At 70.9% G+C, this 21,026-nt stretch carries 22 protein-coding genes and 1 pseudogene; 14 read left to right on the top strand and 9 right to left on the bottom strand.

Going from position 1 to position 21,026, the window contains the following annotated elements; genetic code table 11:
- The first annotated feature begins 86 nt into the window (after window positions 1-86).
- From CHC02_RS14170 to CHC02_RS14145, 6 genes are all read left to right on the top strand, one after another.
- Window positions 87-1,487: an MATE family efflux transporter gene (locus tag CHC02_RS14170; protein ID WP_089392096.1), complete on the top strand. Its 1,401-nt coding sequence runs from the start codon at window positions 87-89 to the stop codon at window positions 1,485-1,487.
- Between the two features lie 59 nt (window positions 1,488-1,546).
- A complete protein-coding gene (locus CHC02_RS14165; protein ID WP_089392095.1) occupies window positions 1,547-1,744 on the top strand; it encodes a hypothetical protein in 198 nt (65 codons plus the stop codon).
- A gap of 37 nt (window positions 1,745-1,781) precedes the next feature.
- A complete protein-coding gene (locus CHC02_RS14160; protein ID WP_089392094.1) occupies window positions 1,782-2,177 on the top strand; it encodes an OsmC family protein in 396 nt (131 codons plus the stop codon).
- A 66-nt stretch (window positions 2,178-2,243) separates the two neighbouring features.
- Complete coding sequence (locus CHC02_RS14155; protein WP_089392093.1) at window positions 2,244-4,403, top strand: FUSC family protein; 2,160 nt, start codon at window positions 2,244-2,246, stop codon at window positions 4,401-4,403.
- Window positions 4,393-4,599, top strand: a complete 207-nt coding sequence (locus tag CHC02_RS14150; protein WP_089392092.1) for a DUF1656 domain-containing protein — start codon at window positions 4,393-4,395, stop codon at window positions 4,597-4,599. Before CHC02_RS14155 ends, CHC02_RS14150 begins: the two co-directional genes overlap by 11 nt.
- Before the next feature lies 1 nt (window position 4,600).
- Window positions 4,601-5,569, top strand: a complete 969-nt coding sequence (locus CHC02_RS14145) for an HlyD family secretion protein (protein ID WP_089392091.1) — start codon at window positions 4,601-4,603, stop codon at window positions 5,567-5,569.
- Between the two features lie 91 nt (window positions 5,570-5,660).
- On the opposite strand, the gene CHC02_RS14140 is transcribed toward CHC02_RS14145, so the two are convergent.
- On the bottom strand, window positions 5,661-6,227 hold the full coding sequence (locus CHC02_RS14140) for a cytochrome b (RefSeq protein ID WP_089392090.1): 567 nt from the start codon (window positions 6,225-6,227) through the stop codon (window positions 5,661-5,663).
- Window positions 6,224-7,285 carry a catalase family peroxidase gene (locus CHC02_RS14135; protein ID WP_089392089.1) on the bottom strand — a complete coding sequence of 354 codons (1,062 nt, stop codon included), beginning with the start codon at window positions 7,283-7,285 and terminating at the stop codon, window positions 6,224-6,226. The genes CHC02_RS14140 and CHC02_RS14135 overlap by 4 nt, the downstream gene beginning before the upstream one ends.
- 169 nt (window positions 7,286-7,454) lie before the next feature.
- Here CHC02_RS14135 and CHC02_RS14130 point away from each other — a divergent pair, with 169 nt between their 5' ends.
- From CHC02_RS14130 to CHC02_RS14100, 7 genes are all read left to right on the top strand, one after another.
- On the top strand, window positions 7,455-7,964 hold the full coding sequence (locus tag CHC02_RS14130; RefSeq protein WP_089392088.1) for a sigma-70 family RNA polymerase sigma factor: 510 nt from the start codon (window positions 7,455-7,457) through the stop codon (window positions 7,962-7,964).
- The gene (locus tag CHC02_RS14125) at window positions 7,961-8,710 is read left to right on the top strand and encodes an anti-sigma factor family protein (protein WP_089392087.1); all 750 of its coding nucleotides are present in this window, start codon (window positions 7,961-7,963) and stop codon (window positions 8,708-8,710) included. Before CHC02_RS14130 ends, CHC02_RS14125 begins: the two co-directional genes overlap by 4 nt.
- Window positions 8,711-9,049: 339 nt before the next feature.
- Window positions 9,050-11,653 (top strand): TonB-dependent receptor, encoded by a 2,604-nt coding sequence (locus tag CHC02_RS14120; RefSeq protein ID WP_089392086.1) that lies wholly within the window; start codon window positions 9,050-9,052, stop codon window positions 11,651-11,653.
- A 268-nt stretch (window positions 11,654-11,921) separates the two neighbouring features.
- Entirely contained in the window at window positions 11,922-12,521 is a 600-nt protein-coding gene (locus CHC02_RS14115) for a biliverdin-producing heme oxygenase (RefSeq protein WP_089392085.1), read from the top strand.
- A 67-nt stretch (window positions 12,522-12,588) separates the two neighbouring features.
- On the top strand, window positions 12,589-12,999 hold the full coding sequence (locus CHC02_RS14110) for a YbaN family protein (RefSeq protein WP_089392084.1): 411 nt from the start codon (window positions 12,589-12,591) through the stop codon (window positions 12,997-12,999).
- A gap of 353 nt (window positions 13,000-13,352) precedes the next feature.
- Entirely contained in the window at window positions 13,353-13,715 is a 363-nt protein-coding gene (locus CHC02_RS14105; RefSeq protein ID WP_043317887.1) for a YajD family HNH nuclease, read from the top strand.
- Between the two features lie 89 nt (window positions 13,716-13,804).
- Complete coding sequence (locus CHC02_RS14100) at window positions 13,805-14,146, top strand: FKBP-type peptidyl-prolyl cis-trans isomerase (protein ID WP_089392083.1); 342 nt, start codon at window positions 13,805-13,807, stop codon at window positions 14,144-14,146.
- Between the two features lie 12 nt (window positions 14,147-14,158).
- Here CHC02_RS14100 and thiM read toward each other — a convergent pair whose 3' ends face one another.
- The 5 genes from thiM to CHC02_RS14075 all read right to left on the bottom strand — a co-directional run bounded on the left by thiM (window position 14,159) and on the right by CHC02_RS14075 (window position 18,137).
- The gene (thiM, locus tag CHC02_RS14095; RefSeq protein ID WP_089392082.1) at window positions 14,159-15,022 is read right to left on the bottom strand and encodes a hydroxyethylthiazole kinase; all 864 of its coding nucleotides are present in this window, start codon (window positions 15,020-15,022) and stop codon (window positions 14,159-14,161) included.
- Window positions 15,023-15,083: 61 nt separating this feature from the next.
- A complete protein-coding gene (locus CHC02_RS14090) occupies window positions 15,084-16,106 on the bottom strand; it encodes a hypothetical protein (RefSeq protein ID WP_089392081.1) in 1,023 nt (340 codons plus the stop codon).
- Window positions 16,107-16,523: 417 nt separating this feature from the next.
- Window positions 16,524-17,060, bottom strand: coding sequence for a cysteine hydrolase family protein (locus tag CHC02_RS14085; RefSeq protein WP_089392080.1), 537 nt, complete (start codon window positions 17,058-17,060; stop codon window positions 16,524-16,526).
- Between the two features lie 76 nt (window positions 17,061-17,136).
- Window positions 17,137-17,754 (bottom strand): FMN-binding negative transcriptional regulator, encoded by a 618-nt coding sequence (locus CHC02_RS14080; RefSeq protein ID WP_089392079.1) that lies wholly within the window; start codon window positions 17,752-17,754, stop codon window positions 17,137-17,139.
- Between the two features lie 152 nt (window positions 17,755-17,906).
- Window positions 17,907-18,137, bottom strand: coding sequence for a hypothetical protein (locus CHC02_RS14075; RefSeq protein ID WP_089392078.1), 231 nt, complete (start codon window positions 18,135-18,137; stop codon window positions 17,907-17,909).
- A 317-nt stretch (window positions 18,138-18,454) separates the two neighbouring features.
- Between CHC02_RS14075 and CHC02_RS14070 the strand changes: the two are divergent.
- Window positions 18,455-18,601 (top strand): annotated as a pseudogene (locus CHC02_RS14070) (con-10 family general stress protein); the annotation flags it as partial.
- A gap of 64 nt (window positions 18,602-18,665) precedes the next feature.
- Here CHC02_RS14070 and CHC02_RS14065 read toward each other — a convergent pair.
- The gene (locus tag CHC02_RS14065) at window positions 18,666-19,526 is read right to left on the bottom strand and encodes a LysR family transcriptional regulator (protein WP_089392076.1); all 861 of its coding nucleotides are present in this window, start codon (window positions 19,524-19,526) and stop codon (window positions 18,666-18,668) included.
- A 336-nt stretch (window positions 19,527-19,862) separates the two neighbouring features.
- Window positions 19,863-21,020 carry a cyclopropane fatty acyl phospholipid synthase gene (gene cfa / locus CHC02_RS14060; protein ID WP_089392075.1) on the bottom strand — a complete coding sequence of 386 codons (1,158 nt, stop codon included), beginning with the start codon at window positions 21,018-21,020 and terminating at the stop codon, window positions 19,863-19,865.
- Window positions 21,021-21,026 lie beyond the last annotated feature (6 nt).

Genomic DNA, 21,026 nt, shown 5'->3' with positions numbered 1-21,026 from the left:
CGGCCCGCGTGCGCGGCGCTTTCCTGACCATGGCGTCAGGCGATAGACTGGCCGGCTTCCCCACGTACGCTCAGCCAAGGACAGCCGTGACTGCCATTGCCCAGCCCGTCTCGCGCGGACGGCGCATCGCCACCGAACTCAGGGAGCTGCTCACCCTCGCCGCGCCCATCATGATCGCCCAGCTGGCCACCACCGCCATGGGCTTCGTCGACGCCGTCATGGCCGGCCGCGTCGGCCCGCGCGACCTGGCCGCGGTGGCCCTGGGCAACTCCATCTGGATCCCGGTGTTCCTGCTGATGACCGGCACCCTGCTGGCCACCACCGCCAAGGTCGCCCAGCGCTTCGGCGCCGGCGACCAGCCCGGCACCGGCCCGCTGGTGCGCCAGGCGCTGTGGCTGGCGCTGCTGGTGGGGCCGCTGGCGGCGGCCGCGCTGTGGTTCCTCTCCGAGCCCATCCTGCGGGCGATGAAGGTCGAGGATGCGCTGATCGAACCCAGCCGCTTCTACCTGCGCGGCATCGCCTGCGGCCTGCCGGCGGTGGCCCTGTACCACGTGCTGCGCTGCTTCAGCGACGGCCTGGGACGCACCCGGCCGAGCATGGTGCTGGGCATCTGCGGGCTGCTGCTGAACATCCCCCTCAACTACGTGCTGATATACGGCCACCTGGGCTTCCCCGCCCTGGGCGGCGCCGGCTGCGGCTGGGCCACCGGCACGGTGATGTGGTTCATGCTGCTGGGTATGCTGGGGTGGGTGAACAGCGCCCGGGTGTACAAGCCCAGCGCCCTGTTCGCCCGCTGGGAGCGGCCCGACCGCAAGGTGATCGGCGCCCTGGTCAGCGTCGGCCTGCCCATCGGCATCGCCATCTTCGCCGAGTCGAGCATCTTCTCGGTGATCGCCCTGCTGATCGGCGAGCTGGGCGAGAAGGTCGTGGCCGGCCACCAGATCGCCCTGAACATCAGCGCCCTGGCCTTCATGATCCCCTACGCCCTGGCCATGGCGGTGACCGTGCGCGTCGGCCAGGCCCTGGGCGCCAGCCGCCCGCGCGACGCGCGCTTCTCCGCCGGCACAGGGATGGCCACGGCGCTGGCCTGGGCGGCCATCTCGGCCAGCGCCATGCTGCTGTTCCGCGAGCACATCGCCGCGCTCTACACCCGCGACCCCGAGGTGCTGGCCCTGGCCGCCGCGCTGCTGGTGTACTCGGCGCTGTTCCAGTTCTCCGACGGCCTGCAGGTCACCGCCGCCGGCGCCCTGCGCGGCTACCAGGACACCCGCGCGACCATGATCATCACCCTGTTCGCCTACTGGGGCATCGGCCTGCCGGTGGGCTACAGCCTCGGCCTCACCGACTGGTTCCAACAACCCACCGGCCCGCGCGGGCTGTGGGAGGGGCTGATCGTCGGCCTGACCTGCGCGGCCATCCTGCTGGGCATCCGCCTGGCGCGCAGCGCGCGGCGGCACATCCGCTTGCAGCAGGCGCGGGGGGCCTGACAGCGCAGCTAGCTACCAGGCAGAATGCGAACGCTTCCTGGCCCACCTGGAAATGAGCGATGAACGCAAAGACGAAGACCGAATCGCCCGCCGTTGCTGCACCACCAACCGAGCAGACGCGGCTCGACGAATACGACGAGTATCTGCAACAAAAGGTAGACACGGCACGCGCCTCGCTGCTGGCGGGGCTGGGCCGTCCCAACGACGAAGTAGAGGCTACTTTCAACGCACTGCGCGCCGAGGCGCTGGGCGGTTAGACTCCCAAGCCACCCATCCAGGCCAAGGAGCCTTGCCATGAGCGACGCCACCGTCACCGCCAGCCACGCCGGCATTCCCTACCAGGTCAGCCTGTCCGACGGCCTGCACCAGTGGCTGGCCGACGAGCCCGCCGAACTGGGCGGCGGCAACCAGGGGCCGGCGCCCTTCCAACTGCTGCTGTCGTCCCTGGGCGCCTGCACCGCCATCACCCTGGCCATGTACGCGCGGCGCAAGCAGTGGCCGCTGGACGGCATCCAGGTGCAACTCGCGCTGAGCCAGGAGAAGCCCGGCAACAGCCGCATCGCCCGCGACATCGACCTGAACGGCGCGCTGGACGACGCCCAGCGCCAGCGCCTGCTGGAGATCGCCAACGCCTGCCCGGTGCACAAGCTGCTCAGCGGTGAAATCCACATCGACAGCCGGCTGCGCTGAAGCCGGCCGGCAAAATCCGCCGCCTGGGCCAGACTGAAGGGGTTCCCCAGCCGCCCCGGAGCCGGCATGCAACCCCTGCTCGTCTACCTCCGCGCCTTGCTGCAGCCCACGGCCGACAGCCTGCTGTTCGCCCTGCGCACCGTGCTGGCCGGGCTGCTGACGCTGTACCTGGCCTTCCTGCTCGACCTCGACCAACCCAAGTGGGCGAGCATGACGGTGGTCATCATCAGCCAGCCGCTGGCCGGCATGACCCTGCAGAAGAGCTTCGCCCAGGTGCTGGGCACCACCCTCGGCGGCGCGGTGGCGGTGGGCGTCATGGCGCTGTTCCCCCAGGCGCCGCTGCCCTTCCTGCTCACCCTGGCGCTGTGGCTGGGGCTGTGCACCGCCGGCGGCACCCTGCTGCGCTACACCCATTCCCATGCCTTCGTGCTCGCCGGCTTCACCGCGGTGATAGTGGCGCTGCTGGCCCAGCCCGACCCGCAGGGCACCTACGGCCTGGCCATCACGCGGGTCACCGAGACGCTGCTGGGGGTGGCCTGCGTGACCCTGGTCAGCCTGTTCTTCGCCCGCCCCGAAGGCGTGGCGCGCGGCTACTTCGCCAAGGTCGACGTGCTGCTGCGGCTGATCGCCGTGCATGCCGCCGCGGCGGTGCGCGCGCAGGAACCGGAGGAAGACTTCCGCCGCCGGCAGATGCAGCTGCTGGGCGAGATCGGCGCCCTGGAAGGCTTGCGCCGCCACCTCTACTTCGACGCCCCGCGCCTGCGCAGCGTCGACGGCCTGGTGCAGCTGCTGGGCAACCAGCTGGTGCTGATGACCTCGCGCCTGGCCATCCTGCACCGCCAGCGCACGCTCGTCCTGCAACGCCTGGACGGCCCGCTGCCGCCGGCCGTGCAGCGCCTGCGCGAGGACGAGCTGGCCTGCCTGGAAGAACTGGCGCGCCACGGCAACGCCCTGCCCGCCGCCAGCCGCAAGCGCATCACCCGGCTGCGCCGGCGCTTCGACAACGCCGCCAGCGAAGTCGAGCAGCTCGCCGACGGCCTGCCCGCCGCCCTGCGTTCGCTGGCCTGGGGCCTGCGCTACGAGCAGGCGCGGCTGATGCAGCAGCTGGACGAAATGCTGGAGCTGGCCGAGGCCATCCGCGAGGGCCGCCCGGGCAGCTGCGCGGTGCACCAGGGCCGCGCCCAGGCCCTGCACCTGGACTACCGCCTGGCGCTGATGAACGGGGTGCGCGCCTTCCTGGCGCTGAGCCTGGGCGCGCTGGTGTGGGTCGAGACGGCCTGGGACGGCGCCCGCGGCGGATTGATCCTGGTGGCCATCCTCTGCTCCCTGCTGGCCACCTTCCCGCGGCCGCTGGCGGCCTGCCAGAACTACCTGCGCGGCCTGCTGCTGGCCTTCCTGGCCTCGGCGCTGCTGCTGTTCCTCGGCCTGCCGACGGTGGCCGACTTCGAGATGCTGGCGCTGCTGCTCGCGCCGCTGCTGTACCTGGTCGCCATCGGCCTGTACAGCCCGCAGACCGCCGGCATCGCCATCGGCCTGGGGCTGACCAGCTTCCTCATGGTCGGGCCGCAGAACCAGGGCGTCTGGTTCAACGACGCCATCCAGTGGTTCGAGTTCGCCGGCGGCTACGCCTTCGCCACCGGCCTGTCGCTGCTGGCCTACGCCTGCATCTTCCCCTTCGCCCCGGACGCGCGCATCCGCCGGCTGTTCCTGCAGAGCCGCGACGAGGTGCGCCAGGTGCTGCTGGCCCGGCCCGACGAGGCGCACCGCTTCAGTTTCGAGAGCCGCCTGGTGGACCGCCTGGCGAACATGCTCGGGCTGCTGCCGGCGGCGCGCGAGGCGCTGTCGGCGCGGCGCTTCGAATGCACCCTGGCGTGCATGACCCTCGGCGTGGTGCTGCACCAGCTGCGCCGCGAGGCCCTGGCCCCGGGGTTGCCGGCGGACTTCCGCGCGCCCCTGGCGCAGTGCCTGGACGACCTCGCCGAGGCGCTGGCGCAGCCGCCACGCCGTGGCCTGGACGAGCTGCTGCCGCGCCTGCCCGGCCTGAGCGAGCGCCTGGACGCCTTTCACGCCGAACGCGAAACCGCCCCTGGCCTGGCCCTGCGGCCCCTGTTCGCCAGCGCCGTGTCGCTGCTGATCGCCGCCGCCCTGCTGGAGCGCTACCGCGACCTGCTCGGCGAACCCCCGTCCCCCCTGCAAGCCACGCGGGAGAACCTGCATGCCCACTGACTTCGAGATCGGCGGCGTCTACCTGCCCCCCGTCGCCCAGGCGCTGATCCTCGCCCTACCCCTGTTCATCGCCCTGGACTGGCTGCTGCGGCGCATCGGCGTGATGCGCCTGGTGTGGCACGAGGCGCTGTTCGAGGGCGCCCTCTACGCCTGCCTCTGCGCCGGCCTGGTCCTGCTGATGGGAGCGCTGCACTGACATGGGTTCGCTACGCAAGCTGTTGCCGCCGCTCCTCACCCTGGCCGTGGTGCTGCTGGCCGTGGTCCTGGGCAGCTACGCCTGGAGCTACTACACCCGCGCCCCCTGGACCCGCGACGCCCGCGTGCGCGCCGACGTGGTGAGCCTGGCGGCGGACGTCTCCGGGCGCATCGTCGAGCTGCGCGTGCAGGACAACCAGCACGTGAACAAGGGCGACCTGCTGCTGCGCATCGACCCCGAGCGCTACGCCCTGGCGGTGCAGCACGCCGAGCGCGCGGTGGCGGTGGCCAGGGCCGCGCTCGGCCAGTCCCGGGCCTCCATCGCCGCCAACCAGGCGCTGCTGCGCCAGCGGCAGAGCGAGGAATACCGCCGCCGCGCGCTCAAGGCGCGCTCGGCGATCTCCGCCGAGGAATGGGAGAAAGCCAACACCGACGTCTCGGTGGCGCAGGCCCAGCTGGTGCGCGAGCAGGCCAACCTGGGCCTGGCCGAGGCCCAGGTGCACCTCGCCGAGACCGCCCTGCAGCAGGCCCGGGTGGACCTGGAGCGAACCCGCGTCTACGCCCCGGTGAACGGCTACGTGACCAACCTGCTGACCCGCGCCGGCGACTTCGCCAGCGCCGGCGCGCCACTGCTGGCGCTGGTGGACAGCGACTCCTTCTACGTCGGCGGCTACTTCGAGGAAACCAAGCTGCCGCGCATCCACGAGGGCGACCGGGTGCGCATCGAACTGATGAGCGGCGAGCGCTTCGAAGGCCGGGTGCAGAGCATCGCCTTCGCCATCACCGACCGCGAGAACGCCCCCGGCAACCGCCTGCTGGCCAACATCAACCCCAGCTACACCTGGGTCAAGCTGGCCCAGCGCATCCCGGTGCGCATCGCCGTGGACCCGGCCTACGCCGGCCGCGACCGCCTGCGCGCCGGCACCACCGCCACCGTCACCGTGGTCGAAGGCAGCGCGCAGCGGCAGTGAACGCGGGCCGGCACGCGCCTCGCCGGCCTCGCCGGCGAAGGCGGCCGGGTAGCGGCCAGGACGAGCAGGACGGGCTTGAGGGGGCGGATGTTCATGGACGTTCTCCCGGGGCGTCGGCCGGCAGGCGGCCGCCGGTCATGCTGGGCAGCACCGCGTCGCGGCGCACCAGGCCATGGAACAGGGCGGCCGCCAGGTGCAGCAGGATGGTCGCCATCAACAGGTAGGCGATCAGGCTGTGGGCGCTGCGCAGCACGCTGTGCAGCCACACCGACGGATCGACCAGGGCCGGCAGCTCGTGACCTTCGAACAGCACCACCGGGTAGCCGCCGGCCGACTGCATGGTCCAGCCCACCAGCGGCTGCAGGACCAGCAACGTGTACAGCAGGTAGTGCGAGGCATGGGCCAGGCGTTGCTGCCAGCGCGGCATCGCCCGCGGCAGCGGCGGCACCCGGCCGCTCAGGCGGATGGCCAGGCGCAGCAGCACCAGCACCAGCAGGGCCGCGCCCAGGGGCTTGTGGATCGCCACCAGGGTGGCGTGGGCGGGCGATGCGCTGGCGACCATGGCCAGGCCGATCAGCAGCATGGCGATCACCAGCGGCGCCATCAGCCAGTGCAGGATGCGCAACGGCAAGGGGAAGTAGCGGGGTTCGGCGTTCACGGCTGCGGCTCCCTGGCCGGCAGGGCGGCCTGTTCGCGGGTACGGCGGTTGAAGGACTCCGAATAGGCCGCCGAGCGCGCGCTCAGCAGCGGGTCGTCGGAGGCGCGGATGCCGTCGGGGAGCACCAGCGGGTCGTAGTTGACGTCCTGGCAGGGCCCGCCCTGCTCGAGCAGCGCGCGTTCGATGACCAGCTCGCCGGCATCGATGCTGCGGCGCTGCGCCGGCCAGGCGCGGGTGGCGTCGGCGGTGGAGTCGCCGGGCTCGCCGAGGGTCAGCTGCAGGCGCCACTTCAGCGGCCCCCGGGCCAGGCGCTGCTGCAGCTCGGCGGCGAGGAAGTCGGCCTCGCCGCGCTGCTCGGCGCTGATCGGCTGGTACGGCGCCTCCGGCTGCACCGACCAGCGCACCGGGTGCTCGCGGCCCTGCCCGTCCACCAGGAGGAAGGCGTTGAGGCCGTAGTAGGCGCTGTTGGCATAGCTGGACGAGGGCGTGGAACGCTTCACCCATTCGCGGAAGGCGGCGGTCTCCGGGTGCGCCTGGAAGAACGCGGCCAGCTTCGCCGGGTCGGGCTTGCCGCTGCCCGGCTGCGGCTGCGAGGCCTGTTGCAGCGCGTAGAAGCCCTGCACGCTGTTCACCACGAACACCGGCATGGCGTTCATGCCGGTGCGCCATTCGCCGCCGTGCCCGGGCAGGAAGCGCAGGGCCAGGCTGCGGATCGGCGCGGCGCCGTCGCTGGCGGCCGGGTTGCCGCCGGGGATGGCCAGGCGCCCCACCACCGGCACGCTGCCCGGGGCGAACAGCGCGGCGCGGGAAACTTCGCCGCCGGCGCCGTTGCTGTCGAAATGGCCGACCACGCACAGGCCCTTGGCGTGGTTGCGGCGGTAGGCCGGGTAGACGCCGGCGTTGCGCTCCAGGCTGTCCACCAGGCGCGCCGGGGTCAGGCGCTGCGGGCCGATCCAGCCGGCGGCGTAGGCGAAGGCGGCGGCCAGGCCGCCCACCGCCAGGGCGATGGCCGCCAGGCGCAGGGGCAGGTTCGGCGGCGCCGAGTCGGGTTGGGTCATGGGGCGTCCTCGTTGGGCTGCGTTCGATGAGCCCGTACGACGTCCCAGGCGCCCGGTTATTCCCGGCACGGAAAATCCGCCGCAAGGCCGATCGGCGGTGGAATAAACTGCCCGCAGGCTCGTCCCACGGGCTCGACGAACCACGGAGACGGCCGACGGCCGCGGTGCGATGAACGAACTGGATGACCAGCAACTGCGCGAACTGCTGCCGCGCCTGCGGCGCTTCGCGCTCTCCCTGACGCGCCACGCGGCCAGCGCCGACGACCTGGTCCAGGCCACCCTGGAAAAGGCCCTGTCGGCCTGGGGCGGCAAGCGCGGCGACGGCGACCTGCGCGCCTGGCTGTTCGCCATCCTCTACCGCCTGTTCGTCGACGGCCAGCGCCGCGCCCGCCGCTATGCGCGCATCCTCTCGCTGTTCGGCGGCGCGGACGAACACAGCCCCTCCACCGAGGACATCGTCAGCGCCCAGTCCACCCTGGAGGCCTTCGAACGCCTGCCGGCCGAACAGCGCGCCCTGCTCACCCTGGTCAGCGTCGAGGGGCTGAGCTACCGCGAGGTCGGCGAGGCCCTGCAGATCCCCATCGGCACCGTGATGTCGCGCCTGTCGCGCGCACGCCAGGCCCTGCGCGCGCTCAGCGAAGGCAGTGGCGGCGCCCCTTCCCTACGGGTACTCAAATGAGCGAACTGACTCCTACCGAAAGCGACCTGCACGCCTACGTCGACGGCCAGCTGGACGCCGAGCGCCGGCAGTGGATCGAGGCCTGGCTGGCCAGCCACCCGCAGGACGCCCGCCGCGTCGAGGGCTGGAAACAGGACGCCCAGCACCTGCGCGCCGCCCTGGCCAGCCGCCCCCTGCCGCCGGCCGGCGCGGCGCTGGACCCGGCGCACATCCGCCGCCGCCTGCGCGAACGCCGCCACGCCCGCCTGGCCGTCGCCGCCGCCCTGCTGGTGGCCCTGGGCGTGGGCAGCCTGGGCGGCTGGCAGGCCCGCGAGATGAGCCTGGTCCGGCACGGCAAGCCGATGGAGGACGCGGTGCAGGCCTACCGCCTGTTCGCCGCCAACGGCAGCAGCGCGCCGCTGGATACCCGGGCCGGCGAGAACGTGCGCAACTGGCTCGGCCGCTACCTGGAGAACGCCAGCCTGCCCTCCGACCTCGACCGCCTGGGCCTGCGCACCGTCGGCGCGCGCCTGCTGGCCACCGAGCAGGGCGCGGCGGCGCTGGTGATATACGAAGACGCCCAGGGCCACCGCCTGAGCTTCTTCATCCGCCCGCCGGGCCCCGGCCACCTCCTGCTGCCCCACGGCCAGCGGCAGGACGGCGAGCTGCTGACGCGCTACTGGAGCCAGGGCGACTACAACTACGCGCTGGTGAGCCGCAGCGACAACCCGCAGGGGGACCAGGTGGGGCAGTTGCTGGGGTTCTGAACCCCGCCTGCCCTCGCCCTTGTAGGAGCGCCCTCTCCCCAACCCTCTCCCGCAAGCGGGAGAGGGGGCCGTCCCGAGCGGGAGCGAGGTCAGGTGTAGTCCTTGTAATTCCCGCTAACTCGTAGGGCGCATAACGCCTACGGCGTTATCCGCCGCTGTTCGTGGGCCTCGGTGCATGGGCCAGCGGCGGATAACCGCGAACGGTCATCCGCCCTACGGTCGGGCTCCCGATTCCCCAAAAATTATTTTTACGCGATCCCGAGGCCTCGATCGTTTCGTCAGATGCCAATGCAACTGATTCGCATTTTTAATGCGACGACACTCAGAAGAGAGCCCTCGATGATCCCTCACGCCCGACGCTCCACCCTGCATCGCCTGCGCGCACCGGCCAGCCTTTCGCTGCTGGCACTGTCCATCGCCCTGGCCGCCGCGCCCGCCGTCAGCGCCCAGGCCGCCGAACCCAGCAGCCAGGCCCAGGCCGGCTACCGCTTCGCCATCGAGCGCCAGCCGCTGGCCGGCGCGCTGAATGCCTTCAGCTCGGTCACCGGCTGGCAGGTGGCCCTGCCGGCGGAACTGGCCAGCGGCGTCACCTCCCCCGGCGTCACCGGCCGCCTGGGCGCCGAGCAGGCGCTCAAGCGCCTGCTGGCCGGCAGCGGCCTGGACTACCGCCAGGTCTCCGAACGCAACGTCGTGCTGTTCCGCACCCCGGGCGCCCGCGCCATCGAGCTGCAACCGCAGACCGTCACCGCCACCCGCCAGGCGCAGAACGTCAACGAGGTGCCGAACAGCGTCAGCGTGCGCAGCCGCACCGACCTGGACCGCAACAACGTCAACAGCATCAAGGACCTGGTGCGCGACGAGCCGGGCGTCAGCGTCGGCGGCACCGGCCAGCGCTCGGGCATCACCGGCTACAACATCCGCGGCATCGACGGCGACCGCGTGCTGACGCAGGTCGACGGCGTCGAGATCCCCGGCTCCTTCTTCAACGGCCCCTATGCCCAGACCGAGCGCAACTACGTCGACCCGGAGATCGTCAAGCGCGTGGAAATCCTCCGCGGCCCGGCCTCGGCGCTGTACGGCAGCAACGCCATCGGCGGCGCGGTGAGCTACTTCACCCTCGACCCGGACGACATCATCAAGGACGGCAAGGACGTCGGCGCGCGCCTGAAGGCCGGCTACAGCTCGGCCGACGACAGCTGGCTGACCTCCGCCACCGTCGCCGGCCGCCACGACGACTTCGACGCCCTGCTCCACGTCAGCCAGCGCAACGGCCACGAGACCGAGTCCTACGGCAGCCACGGCGGCACCGGCCTCTCCCGCACCGAGGCCAACCCCGAGGACGTGCGCACCACCAACGTGCTGGCCAAGCTGGGCTGGAACTACGCCGAAGGCTCGCGCTTCGGCCTGACCTACGAGCACTACAAGGACGACGTCGACTCCGACCAGAAGAGCGCCTACGGCGGCCCCTACTTCAACGGCGCGCCGACCATCCCCGACAGCGTGCTGCCCGGCGGCATGTACCAGTGGCGCAAGGCCAACGACACCATCACCCGCGAGCGCTTCGGCCTGGACCACCAGTTCCTGCTCGACAGCGCGCTGGCCGACCACGCCAAGTGGACCTTCAACTACCAGGTGGCGAAGACCGAACAGGGCACCGAGGAGTTCTACTACCCCATCACCCGCCAGGTCCTGCGCACCCGCGACACCCTTTACAAGGAACGCCAGTGGGTGTTCGACCTGCAGCTGGACAAGAGCTTCGAGCTGGGCCAGACCGACCATCTGCTGACCTACGGCACCAACCTCAAGCGGCAGAAGGTCACCGGCTACCGCGAAGGCAACGGCACCTGCCTGGCGGTGGGCCGCGGCTGCAGCGCCGTCGGCGCCACCAGCGCCAGCGACGTGCTGGCGCGCAGCAGCGACTTCCCGGACCCGACCATCGACACCTACGGCCTGTTCGCCCAGGACGAGATCCGCTGGAACGCCTGGACCTTCCTGCCCGGCCTGCGCTACGACTACACCCGGCTGAAGCCGCACATCACCGAGGAGTTCCTCAACACCGCGGACCAGAGCGGCGACGGCGAGGTCAGCAGCGAGGACAAGACCTGGCACCAGCTCTCGCCCAAGCTCGGCGTGACCTACGCCTTCGACGACAACTACCTGTGGTACGGCCAGTACGCCCAGGGCTTCCGCACCCCGACCGCCAAGGCCCTGTACGGCCGCTTCGACAACCCCACCAGCGGCTACCGCGTCGAACCCAACCCGGACCTCGACCCGGAGCGCAGCCAGAGCTACGAGACCGGCCTGCGCGGCACCTTCGACGTCGGCACCTTCGACGTCTCGGTGTTCTACAACAAGTACCGCGACTTCATCAACGAGGACGCCATCACCGCCGGCTACAACGAGGTCACCTTCCAGAGCAACAACATCAAGCACGCCATCATCAAGGGCGTGGAGCTCAAGGGCCGCCTGGAACTGGCCCCGTTCGGCGCGCCCCAGGGCCTCTACACCAAGGGCTCGGTGGCCTACGCCTACGGCCGCAACAAGGACACCGGCGAGCCGATCAACAGCGTCAACCCGCTGACCGGCGTGTTCGGCCTGGGCTACGACGCCCCCGGCCAGGTCTACGGCGGCCTACTGAACTGGACCCTGGTCAAGCGCAAGGACCGCGTCGACGACACCACCTTCAACGCCCCGGACGGCACCAGCAGCCAGTTCAAGACCCCCGGCTTCGGCATCCTCGACCTGACCGCCTACTACAAGCTGACCGACGACCTGACGCTGAACGCCGGCGTGTACAACCTCACCGACAAGAAGTACTGGCTGTGGGACGACGTGCGCGGCTACGACAGCGTCGGCGAGGCCGCGGTGCTGGCCCCGGCCAACCTCGACCGCCTGACCCAGCCGGGCCGCAACTTCTCGCTCAACCTGGAGTGGGATATCTGAGGTAACCGCTCTTCGTAGGATGATGTTGCGGGTACCGACGGTGTAGGAGCGGACCTTGTCCGCGATAGCCGGAACCACCGGCGCGATTCGCGGATAAGATCCGCTCCTACGCCATGCCCACCTCCGGATTCACCCGTAGGAGCGCGCCCTGCGCGCGAAATCGCGGGCAGGGCCCGCTCCTACAGGAAAATCTCTCATCGTTCTTTACGTTTTTCCCTCTCTCGTTCGTCTCGTCTTCAGTGATCCACCACTTCAAGGAACCCGTTGCATGACCACCCTGGAAGCCCCCGCCCTGCGCTCCCAGCGCCTGAACCTGGCGACCCACGCCCCGCACCAGTGCCTGGACAACGCGGTGAAGGCCCACGAGCCCTTCGCCAGCCGCGAGAACTTCACCCCCTTCGTCGTCGCCCAGTACCTGTTCCAGTCGGAACTGCAGGCGCTGTACCAGGACGCCGAGCTGGGCGCCCTCTTCCCCGACCTGCCCGAGCGCTGCCGCGCCCTGCAGGCCAAGGCCGACCTCGCCGACCTGGGCGCGGAAGTCCCGGCGCCGGTGGCCGGCGCGCTCGCCAGGCCATCCCGCGCCGAAGCCCTGGGCTGGCTGTTCGTCTCCGAGGGCTCCAAGCTCGGCGCCGCCTTCCTGATCAAGCGCGTGGCCGCCCTGGGCCTGGACGAGAACTTCGGCGCCCGCCACCTGGGCGAGCCGGCCGGCGGCCGCGCCGAAGGTTGGAAGCGCTTCACCCGCACCCTCGACGGCCTGGCGCTGAGCGCCGCGGAAGAGCGCGAAGCCGAAGCCGGCGCCCTGGCCGCCTTCGAGCGTTTCGGCGTGCTGCTGCAGCACGCCTACGAGCATGCCGCCGCCCGCGCCTGACGCGGTGATTGACGCGCATCCCGGCAGCGGCCAGGATGCGCCTGTCACCCCCGTCGCTGCCGTCCCGATGTCCCAGCCCGCCCGTTCGCGCACCGCCCGCCTGCTCTATGCCCTGCTCGCTTACACCAGCCTGGGCGTGGGCATGGTCGGCCTGGTGGTGCCCGGCCTGCCGACCACCGAGTTCGTCCTGCTGGCGGCCTGGGCCGCGGCCAGGAGCTCGCCCCGGCTGAGCGCCTGGCTGGAGAACCACCGGCTGTTCGGCCCCATCCTCGCCAACTGGCGCAACGGCCGCGCCATCGCCCGCCGGGCCAAGGTCGCCGCCAGCCTGGCGATGCTCGCGGCGCTGGCGATCATGCTGGTCACCCTGCCCCACGGCTACTGGCTGTACGCGGTGGTGCTGGGAATGGCGATCGGCAACCTGTGGATCTGGTCGCGGCCGGATGATCGGCCGGCGACGGGGCCGGAGCAAAATTCGTAGGGGTGCTCTTCGTAGGAGCGAGCTTGCTCGCGAACCGTGCTAGCCGGTGACCATGATGTTGCCGGTTGCTCCGTTCCCTCTCCCCAGCCCTCTCCCTGAAGGGAGAGGGGGCCAGTCCGTGCCGAGATAAGGCATGGTTTCAGCTGGAAACCGCCGTGTTTGCCGGCTGACTCGGGAAAACCAGATCGCACCGAACGGTCCCCTCTCCCTTCAGGGAGAGGGTTAGGGAGAGGGCGCTCTTAACCCTGGCACCAGCGCAACCAGGAAAAGTCCCCAAGCCCCCCACAAAAAGCAAATCCCCCCCCAACGGAGGTATGCTGGAAACCTGCCCCCAACCACCCCGAGCCACCACCATGCCAACCCCCGCCAAACCCACCAGCAAGGTCGACCAGCTCCTGGCCGAGGCGCAGCAGCGCCGCGAGAGCAGCTACCGGGAAAAGGCCCTGAAGATGTACCCCTGGATCTGCGGGCGCTGCGGCCGCGAGTTCTCCGGCAAGCGCCTGAGCGAGCTGACCGTGCACCACCGCGACCACAACCACGACAACAACCCCGAGGACGGCTCCAACTGGGAGCTGCTGTGCCTCTACTGCCACGACAACGAGCACCAGCGCCAGGTCGACGCCCACTACCAGGGCAACGACGCCGGCGCCAGCGGGCCGAAGGTCACGCACAAGGCGCTGGCCGGGCTGGCCGCGTTGCTCAACAAGGACTCCTGAGCCCGCCTGTTGCCTTGCGCGGCGTTTCCTGCGAAAACGGCGCCCCGAAACGGCCCGGCCGGGCCGCCACCTGCGATAGGAAGACAGACATGAGCGACGAACTGCGTATCGAGGACATCCGCCCGGGCGACGGCAAGGCGGTGGTCAAGGGCGCCCTGATCACCACGAACTACAGGGGCACCCTGGAAGACGGCAGCGTCTTCGACTCCTCCTACGACAAGGGCCGCCCCTTCCAGTGCGTGATCGGCACCGGACGCGTCATTAAAGGCTGGGACATAGGGCTGATGGGCATGCAGGTCGGCGGCAAGCGCAAGCTCTTCGTGCCGGCCCACCTGGCCTATGGCGAGCGGCAGATCGGCACGCACATCAAGCCGAACTCCAACCTCATCTTCGAAATCGAGCTGCTGGAAGTGCTGACCCGCGACGACTGAGCGCGCCTCGCCTCAGGCCGTGGACTGCACCGACATGAGCCTGGCGCGCTGGCGCAGCAGGTTGGCGTCCACCGCGTCCAGGGCATCGACGAAGGCCACGGCGAAGGAACCCGGGCCGCGGCTGGCCGCCTCGGCGATTTCCGCGGCCACGGCGAAATGCACGTGGGCCGCCGCCAGGGCGGTGAAGGCGTCCACCGCCACCGCCGCATAGGCCGCCACCAACGCCCCCAGGGCACAGCCGGAGGCCGTCACCCGCGGCAACAGCGCGCTGCCGCCGCCGATGCGCAGCAGGCGCGGCACGGCGCTCTCGCGGCTGTCGCCGACCCAGCCCAGCAGGTGGTCCACCGCCCCCGAGGCCGACACCGCCTGGCAGTTGCGCAGCAGCTCCACCGCCGCCGGCACCGCGCGGGCCGGGTCGTCGGAACTGTCGAAGCCCGGCGCGCCCTGCCCCAGCCCGGCCAGGCCGATGATCTCCGAGGCGTTGCCACGCACCACCGCCGGGCGCTGCTGCAGCAGCTCGGCGGCCACCCCGCCGCGCCAGGGCAGGCCGCCGGCGCCGATGGGGTCCAGCACCCAGGGCGTGCCATGGGCCACCGCCGAACGCACCGCCTGGCGCATGCCCTCCACCTGGGCGCCGGTCGGGGTGCCCAGGTTGACCAGCACGGCGCCGGCCACGCGGGCGAAGCCGGCGGCCTCCTCGGGGTTGTCGACCATCGCCGGCGAGGCCCCGGCGGCCAGCAGCACGTTGGCCATGAAGTTGGCCGACACCACGTTGCTCAGGCACTGCACCAGCGGTCGCGCGGCGCGCAGTTCGGCGTGGGCGGCGATGATCGAGTCCAGGCTGGGCAGGAACCTGGCGGGCGCGGCGGTGGGCATGGGGCGGCTCCGGGAGGGTGGCGGAAAGTGCGCCTAATCTACCCGTTCCACGCGGCGCCCTCTATGGCTGCGCCGTCCAGGGCGCGGCGACGCCCGCTTCCACCTGCAGCGACAGGTAGTGCACGCCGGCCAGCACGCCGCTCTGGCTGTTGCCCATCAGCGCCAGCCACTGCTGGTCGAAGGCATCGTTGAGGTCCTTGCGCAGTTGCGCCTCCAGTTGCGGGCGCTCGCGGTCACGGGACAGCGCGGTGAAGCCGGTGCTGGCCAGGGACAGCACCGTCCCCGCCGCCTTGCCCACCGCCGCGGCGATGGCGCCGACGGCGCCACTGACGGTCACCTCGCCCAGCAGCTTCTCGCTGGTGCGCCGGGCCACGGCGGACACGCCCTGGTCCGGCTCGTCCACGTCCACCCCGGTGCGCGTCGAGGCGTCGTGCACCCGGGCGATCAGCGCCTGGTAGGCCGGCAACTGGTCCAGGCGTTTCGCCCGCAGCAGTTGGTACAGCGAGGCGTCGCGGGCGGCGGGCGGGCCCAGGGCGATGGCGGGGATGGCCTGCAGGCGCTGGTCCAGCTGCGCGCGCGGCACGCCCAGGCGCTCGGGGATGGCGTCCAACTGCCCGGCCAGGGCCTGCACGTAGAGGCGGGTGGCGGCTTCCATCACCGCGGCGGGGTCGACCTGCTTCGCCACCGGGTCAAGCACGCGGCGCTGGTACTGCCCCTGCAGGTAGACGGACAGGCGGCTGACCGCCGGGCTCTTCTCGCTGTCGCCGAGCTTGTACCAGGCCACCCGCAGGCCCAGCCACTGCTGCGTCCAGTAGCCGGAGAACCAGGGGATGAAGTCGCTGTCGGTGCGCTGGTAGACCAGGTCCATCCAGCCCTCCATGGCGTTGCGGGCATAGTCCTCGGCCTTGTCGGCGGCGGCCATGGAGGCATCGGCGATGTCGCGGTCCACCTGCGCCCAGGTGGCCGCCGTCACCGGCGCCGCGGCCGGCTCGGCGGCCTGGCGCCCGGCACAGGCCGCAAGCGCCAGCAACGCCGCCAGCAACAGGCAGCGCAGCGGTCGCCAGGCTGTCGCTCGGCTGGCCATCGGCTCTTCCTCCGCACCGGGCCGGCCCGCACACCGGACCACCCCCGCGTCCCCTCACCTTACCCCCGGCGGCAGCCCATGGCCGGCGCTCCGGACGCGCGGCGGTCGCGCCTGCGGGCGCCCAGGCTATCGCGGACGGAGTCCTACGTCCGTGCTCGACCGTAGGGCGAATAACCGTTCGCGGTTATCCGCCGTTGGCCGGAACGCCGGTGCCCGACGGCCGCGGCGGATAACGCCGTAGGCGTTATGCGCCCTACGGGTTGGAAAGAGGCGGCGCAGCCTGCAAGACAGTTGCGCCTACGTCCGTGCTTCCTGGAACCGTAGGAGCGGAACTTTTCCGCGATAGCGGGGCATGTCGGCGCGGATCGCGTTTAAAAGGAACACGCCGTAAGCAACCGCGGCTATCCGCGCCGGGCCTCAGTCGAAGGCCACCGCGGCGCTGGGCAGCACCTCCAGGCGCGGGGCGAAGCTGCTCATGCGGCTGAACACCTCGTTGTGGTGGGCGATGATCTGCTCGGCGCGCAGCACGCCGTTGTCCGTGGTGCTGTGGGCATCGCCGGCCAGCACCACGTCGTAGCCCTCGGCCAGGGCGCGGCGCACCGTGGTGTCCACGCAGAAGTCGGTCTGCATGCCGCAGATCACCAGGCCGGTCACGCCCAGGCGGCGCAGCAGGGCATCCAGCTCGGTGCCGTTGAACGCATCCGGGGTGGTCTTGCGCACCCGCGGCTCGTCCTCGCCCACCTGCAGCGCCGGGGCCAGTTGCCAGCCCGGGCTGCCATGGCGGAAGTCGCCCCCGGCCTCTTCGTGCTGGACGAAGACCACCGGCAGGCCGAGGTCGCGGGCGCGGCGGCTCAGGCCGTTGATGCGCTCGACCACGCCCTGGTGGTCGAAGCAGGTCTCGGCGCCGCCGCAGAGGACGTGCTGGACATCGATGATGAGCAGGGCGACGGTCATGGCGAGGTGTCCTTGGAACTGTATTGAAGGCCGCCCGGGACGATAGCCGCTCGCGGGCGGGCTGGCCAGCGCCGCGTCAGGACGGCACGTGCGTGCGCATGGCCCCGGCCAGTTCGGCGGCGCCCTCCTCGTCCAGGCGCGCGGCCGCGCCGCGCACGTCGTCGGCCACCTTGTTCTGGCTGAGCTTGGACTTGCCGACCAGCGCCTGGATCTGCACCTCGATGCCAACCACCCTGGCCAGCATCCCGGCGATGAACTCGGGGGTGGAATCGGCCATGCGCCAGGGCCGCGCCTCGCCGGCTTCGTGGGTGCGCGTGAGGCGGCCCACCAGGCCGCGGACGAAGCGCTCGTCGTCGACCACCCGCAGGGTGCCGCGCACGTGCACCACCTGGTAGTTCCAGGTGGGCACCTGTTCATGGGCGACGTGCTTGCTGGGGTACCAGTTGGGCGAGATGTAGTGCTCCGCGCCGCGGAACACCACCAGCACCTCGCTGCCATCGGCGTGCAGCCACAAGGGGTTGGCCCGGGCCACGTGGGCGCGCAGGCAACCCTCTTCGGGCAGCAGTTCGAAGGGAATGTGGTCGGCGTCCAGCGCGCCGCCGCTGGCGTGCACCAGCATGCCCAGCGGGTGGGCCTGGATCAGGCGGCGCAGCTCGTCGACGCGGCTCTCGCGGAAATGCTCGGGCAGGTACATGCCGTTCTCCGGGTGCGGGAAAGGCCACCATGATGCGCGGCGATTGGCCTTCTACAAAGAGCCATTTCCAGCCCGCCCAAGGGAACCATTGCCTCGAAACGCCCTGCAGGCACCGCGGCATGGCCGGGTGCCCGGCCTTGCCGCGCGGCCCCTCACTCGCGGGTGATGCCGCTGATGGTGATGCCGTACAGTTGCAGCAGCAGCGCGCCCGGCTTGCCGTCGGTGGCCTCGTGGGCCGCGCCGTAGTCGCCGGCCTCCAGGTTGTGCCGGGCCCATTCCAGCAGGTAGCGCTCGGCCTCCTCCAGGCCCGGCGCGTGCTCGCAGGGCATCGACAGCGTGCTCGTGTTGTCGTCCTTGTGGTAACTGATCATCCAGCTCGGCATGGCTGCTCCTCCCTCTCTCTGCGGCTTCCTGCGGTTGAGTGGCGCCGCCGCCTTCGGGTTGCACTCGCGCGACGGGCGGCGGCGGCCAGCAGCTCCGGTTGGGCGAACAGGTCGAGCAGGGTGCAGGCGATGGTCTTGGCGGCCACCTCGAGCAGGCGCCGCTGGCCTCCCCCGAACGCTGAACGGCGCCGCTGGCGCAACTTCTTCGAACCATTGCGCCCTGCGGCCTTCCGAGTAGAGGAGCGGGCCGATACGCGGCCCGCGAAAGCGGATCCACCCACGGAGGTTTCAGCATGGCTTCGAACAACAGCAACCCCGGCAACTTCGCCAACGACCGCCAGAAGGCTTCGGAAGCCGGCAGGAAAGGCGGCTCGCGCAGCGGCGGCAACTTCGCCAACGATCGTGAACGGGCTGCCGAGGCCGGCCGCAAGGGCGGCCAGCGCAGCCACGGCGGCAAGGGCTAGGCCACCCGGCGGGCCAGGGAAGGCCTCCCGGTTAGCCGGCGGCGGAAGGCCTGCACAGGCGCCTTCAGAGCGTCGGGTCCCAGCGCTGCGACCAGTCCGGGTCCTCGCGCACCAGCTCGCGCAGCAGCGCGAAGGCCTGCTGCAACGGCAGCGAGTCGCGCTCGCGGGAGTACACCAGGTAGGTCGGGTAGCTGAACTCCGGGGCCCGCGGCACGCGGCGCAGCACGCCCTTGTCGAGGTAGCTCTGCACCACCCGCGTGCGGAAGTAGCCCGAACCGCCGTTCTCCAGGATGTACTGCAGCGCCAGCGGGCCGAGGTTGAAGGCCACCGGCGCGCGGGCCTTGTCCGGCAGCGCGCTGTCGTGCTGCTGGCGGAAACCCTCGCCCCAGTCGATGTACACGTAGGGCTCGGGGTTCCTGGCGCGCACCAGGATGAGCTTCTCCTCCAGCAACTGCTCCACCTGCATGCCCGGCCAGTAGTGCGGCTGGTACACCAGGGCGGCGTCCAGCACGCCCAGCTCCAGCTGGCGCAGCAGGGCGTCGCCGCTGCCGATCTCGGCGCGCACCGCATAGCTGTCGATGGTCTGCCGGATGCGGGAGACCCAGCGCAGCATCAGCGGATTGCACAGGCTCACCTCGCCGCCGATGTGCAGCACGTTGTCCACGCCCTCGGGCAGCGGCAGGTCGCGCTGCGCCGCTTCCCAGGTCTGCAGCATCTGGTTGGCGTAGATGATGAACGCCTCGCCGTCGGCGGTCAGCCGCGCGCCGGCGCGGTTGCGCACGAACAGCTTGCAGTTGAGGTGGCTTTCCAGCTTCTGGATGCGCGCGGTGATCGCCGTCTGGGTGACGTGCATGCGCTCGGCGGCGGCGACGAAGCTGCCGTGGCGGGCGATCTCCAGGAAGGTGCGGGTCAGGTCGATGTCCATGCTGCTTGGCTGGCGGAGGGGCGGGAGGCGGGATTCTAAACCAGGGTTGGGGGGACTGCTGGGGGAATGACGGTGGAGGGGTGTTTTTCCGGGGAGGTGTGGTGGTGGGCGGTAGTCACAACCCTCTCCCTGAAGGGAGAGGGGGCTTGTCCGTGCCGAGAGGAGGAATGGTTTCAGCCGGAAACCTTCGGTGTTGCCGGCTAACTCCAGAGCATCCGACTCTGCCCAACGGTCCCCTCTCCCTTCAGGGAGAGGGTTAGGGAGAGGGCGCTCTCAACCCCAACACCGCAGCCACCGGCAAACCCCGTTCGCGAGCAAGCTCGCTCCTATAGGCTGTCAGCTCACCCGCCGGTACCCGCCCATCACCCCGCGGCGCGACATCACCCACTGCCACAGCTGGATGTCCCGCGCGCGGAAAGCCCCCGCGCAGGACAGCAGGTAGTAGCGCCACATGCGGTAGAAGCGCTCGCCCAGCTCCTCGGCGAAGCGCGGCCAGCTCGCTTCGAAGTTGCGGGCCCAGGCCATCAGGGTGCGGTCGTAGTCGGCGCCGAAGTTGTGCAGGTCCTCCACCACCAGCAGGCCGTCGGCGGCGTCGCCGATCTGGCCGATGGAGGGCAGGTCGCCGTTGGGGAAGATGTATTTGTCGATCCAGCGGTCCGGCACGCTGCGGCGCTGGTTCTTGCCGATGGTGTGCAGCAGGAACAGGCCGTCGTCGTCCAGGCAGCGCGCCGCCACCTCCATGAAGGTGCGGTGGTTCTTGCGCCCGACGTGCTCGAACATGCCGATGCTGACGATGCGTTCGAAGCGCTCGTCGAGGTCGCGGTAGTCCTGCAGGCGGAACTCCAGCGGCAGCCCGGCGTAACGCTTGCGCGCCCATTCGCACTGCTCGCGGGAGATGGTCACGCCCACGCACTCCACGCCGTAGCGCTCGGCGGCGAAGGCCATGAAGCTGCCCCAGCCGCAGCCGATGTCCAGCACGCGCATGCCCGGACGCAGGTCGAGCTTGCGGCACACCAGGTCGAGCTTGGCCTCCTGGGCCTGGGCCAGGTCGTCGGCGTCCTTCCAGTAGCCGCAGGTGTAGGTCATGCGCGGGTCGAGCATGGCGGCGTAGAAGTCGTTGCCAAGGTCGTAGTGGCGCTCGCCCACCGCCCAGGCGCGCTGCGCCGTCTGCAGGTTGCACAGGCGCGCCTGCAGGGCGTGGAGGATCAGCCTGGCCGGGCTGACCTGGTCGACCACCCCGCTGCGCAGCAGGCGGGCGAAGAACTCGTCGAGCTGGTCGCAGTCCCAGTCGCCGTCCATGTAGGCCTCGCCGAGGCCGAGGTTGCCCTGGGCCAGGGCGCGTTGCGGCACGCCGGGGTGATGCAGGCGCATGTCCCAGGGCTGGCGGCCGTCGAGGCCGAGGCCGGCCTGCTGGAGCAGCGAGCGGGCGAAACGATGGGCGCGGCCGTCGGCCGCCGCCGGGGTCGGGCGGGTGGTGGAGAGCTCGGAAGGCATGGTGTT

Origin of the sequence: Pseudomonas delhiensis (assembly GCF_900187975.1) — a bacterium.
Taxonomy (GTDB): Bacteria; Pseudomonadota; Gammaproteobacteria; order Pseudomonadales; family Pseudomonadaceae; genus Pseudomonas; species Pseudomonas delhiensis.
Note: the sequence above shows the minus strand (reverse complement) of the source record. Positions and strands in the feature narration are given on the sequence as shown.

Bases quoted from the DNA above. Each gene is read 5' to 3' on its own strand.
- CHC02_RS14165 (WP_089392095.1), top strand. From the start codon at position 1,547: ATGAACGCAAAGACGAAGACCGAATCGCCCGCCGTTGCTGCACCACCA.
- CHC02_RS14150 (WP_089392092.1), top strand. From the start codon at position 4,393: ATGCCCACTGACTTCGAGATCGGCGGCGTCTACCTGCCCCCCGTCGCC.
- CHC02_RS14120 (WP_089392086.1), top strand. From the start codon at position 9,050: ATGATCCCTCACGCCCGACGCTCCACCCTGCATCGCCTGCGCGCACCG.
- thiM (WP_089392082.1), bottom strand. From the start codon at position 15,022: ATGCCCACCGCCGCGCCCGCCAGGTTCCTGCCCAGCCTGGACTCGATC.
- CHC02_RS14090 (WP_089392081.1), bottom strand. From the start codon at position 16,106: ATGGCCAGCCGAGCGACAGCCTGGCGACCGCTGCGCTGCCTGTTGCTG.
- CHC02_RS14105 (WP_043317887.1), top strand. From the start codon at position 13,353: ATGCCAACCCCCGCCAAACCCACCAGCAAGGTCGACCAGCTCCTGGCC.
- CHC02_RS14110 (WP_089392084.1), top strand. From the start codon at position 12,589: ATGTCCCAGCCCGCCCGTTCGCGCACCGCCCGCCTGCTCTATGCCCTG.
- CHC02_RS14065 (WP_089392076.1), bottom strand. From the start codon at position 19,526: ATGGACATCGACCTGACCCGCACCTTCCTGGAGATCGCCCGCCACGGC.
- CHC02_RS14160 (WP_089392094.1), top strand. From the start codon at position 1,782: ATGAGCGACGCCACCGTCACCGCCAGCCACGCCGGCATTCCCTACCAG.
- CHC02_RS14145 (WP_089392091.1), top strand. From the start codon at position 4,601: ATGGGTTCGCTACGCAAGCTGTTGCCGCCGCTCCTCACCCTGGCCGTG.
- CHC02_RS14115 (WP_089392085.1), top strand. From the start codon at position 11,922: ATGACCACCCTGGAAGCCCCCGCCCTGCGCTCCCAGCGCCTGAACCTG.
- CHC02_RS14155 (WP_089392093.1), top strand. From the start codon at position 2,244: ATGCAACCCCTGCTCGTCTACCTCCGCGCCTTGCTGCAGCCCACGGCC.
- CHC02_RS14100 (WP_089392083.1), top strand. From the start codon at position 13,805: ATGAGCGACGAACTGCGTATCGAGGACATCCGCCCGGGCGACGGCAAG.
- CHC02_RS14075 (WP_089392078.1), bottom strand. From the start codon at position 18,137: ATGCCGAGCTGGATGATCAGTTACCACAAGGACGACAACACGAGCACG.
- CHC02_RS14080 (WP_089392079.1), bottom strand. From the start codon at position 17,754: ATGTACCTGCCCGAGCATTTCCGCGAGAGCCGCGTCGACGAGCTGCGC.
- cfa (WP_089392075.1), bottom strand. From the start codon at position 21,020: ATGCCTTCCGAGCTCTCCACCACCCGCCCGACCCCGGCGGCGGCCGAC.
- CHC02_RS14125 (WP_089392087.1), top strand. From the start codon at position 7,961: ATGAGCGAACTGACTCCTACCGAAAGCGACCTGCACGCCTACGTCGAC.
- CHC02_RS14135 (WP_089392089.1), bottom strand. From the start codon at position 7,285: ATGACCCAACCCGACTCGGCGCCGCCGAACCTGCCCCTGCGCCTGGCG.
- CHC02_RS14085 (WP_089392080.1), bottom strand. From the start codon at position 17,060: ATGACCGTCGCCCTGCTCATCATCGATGTCCAGCACGTCCTCTGCGGC.
- CHC02_RS14130 (WP_089392088.1), top strand. From the start codon at position 7,455: ATGAACGAACTGGATGACCAGCAACTGCGCGAACTGCTGCCGCGCCTG.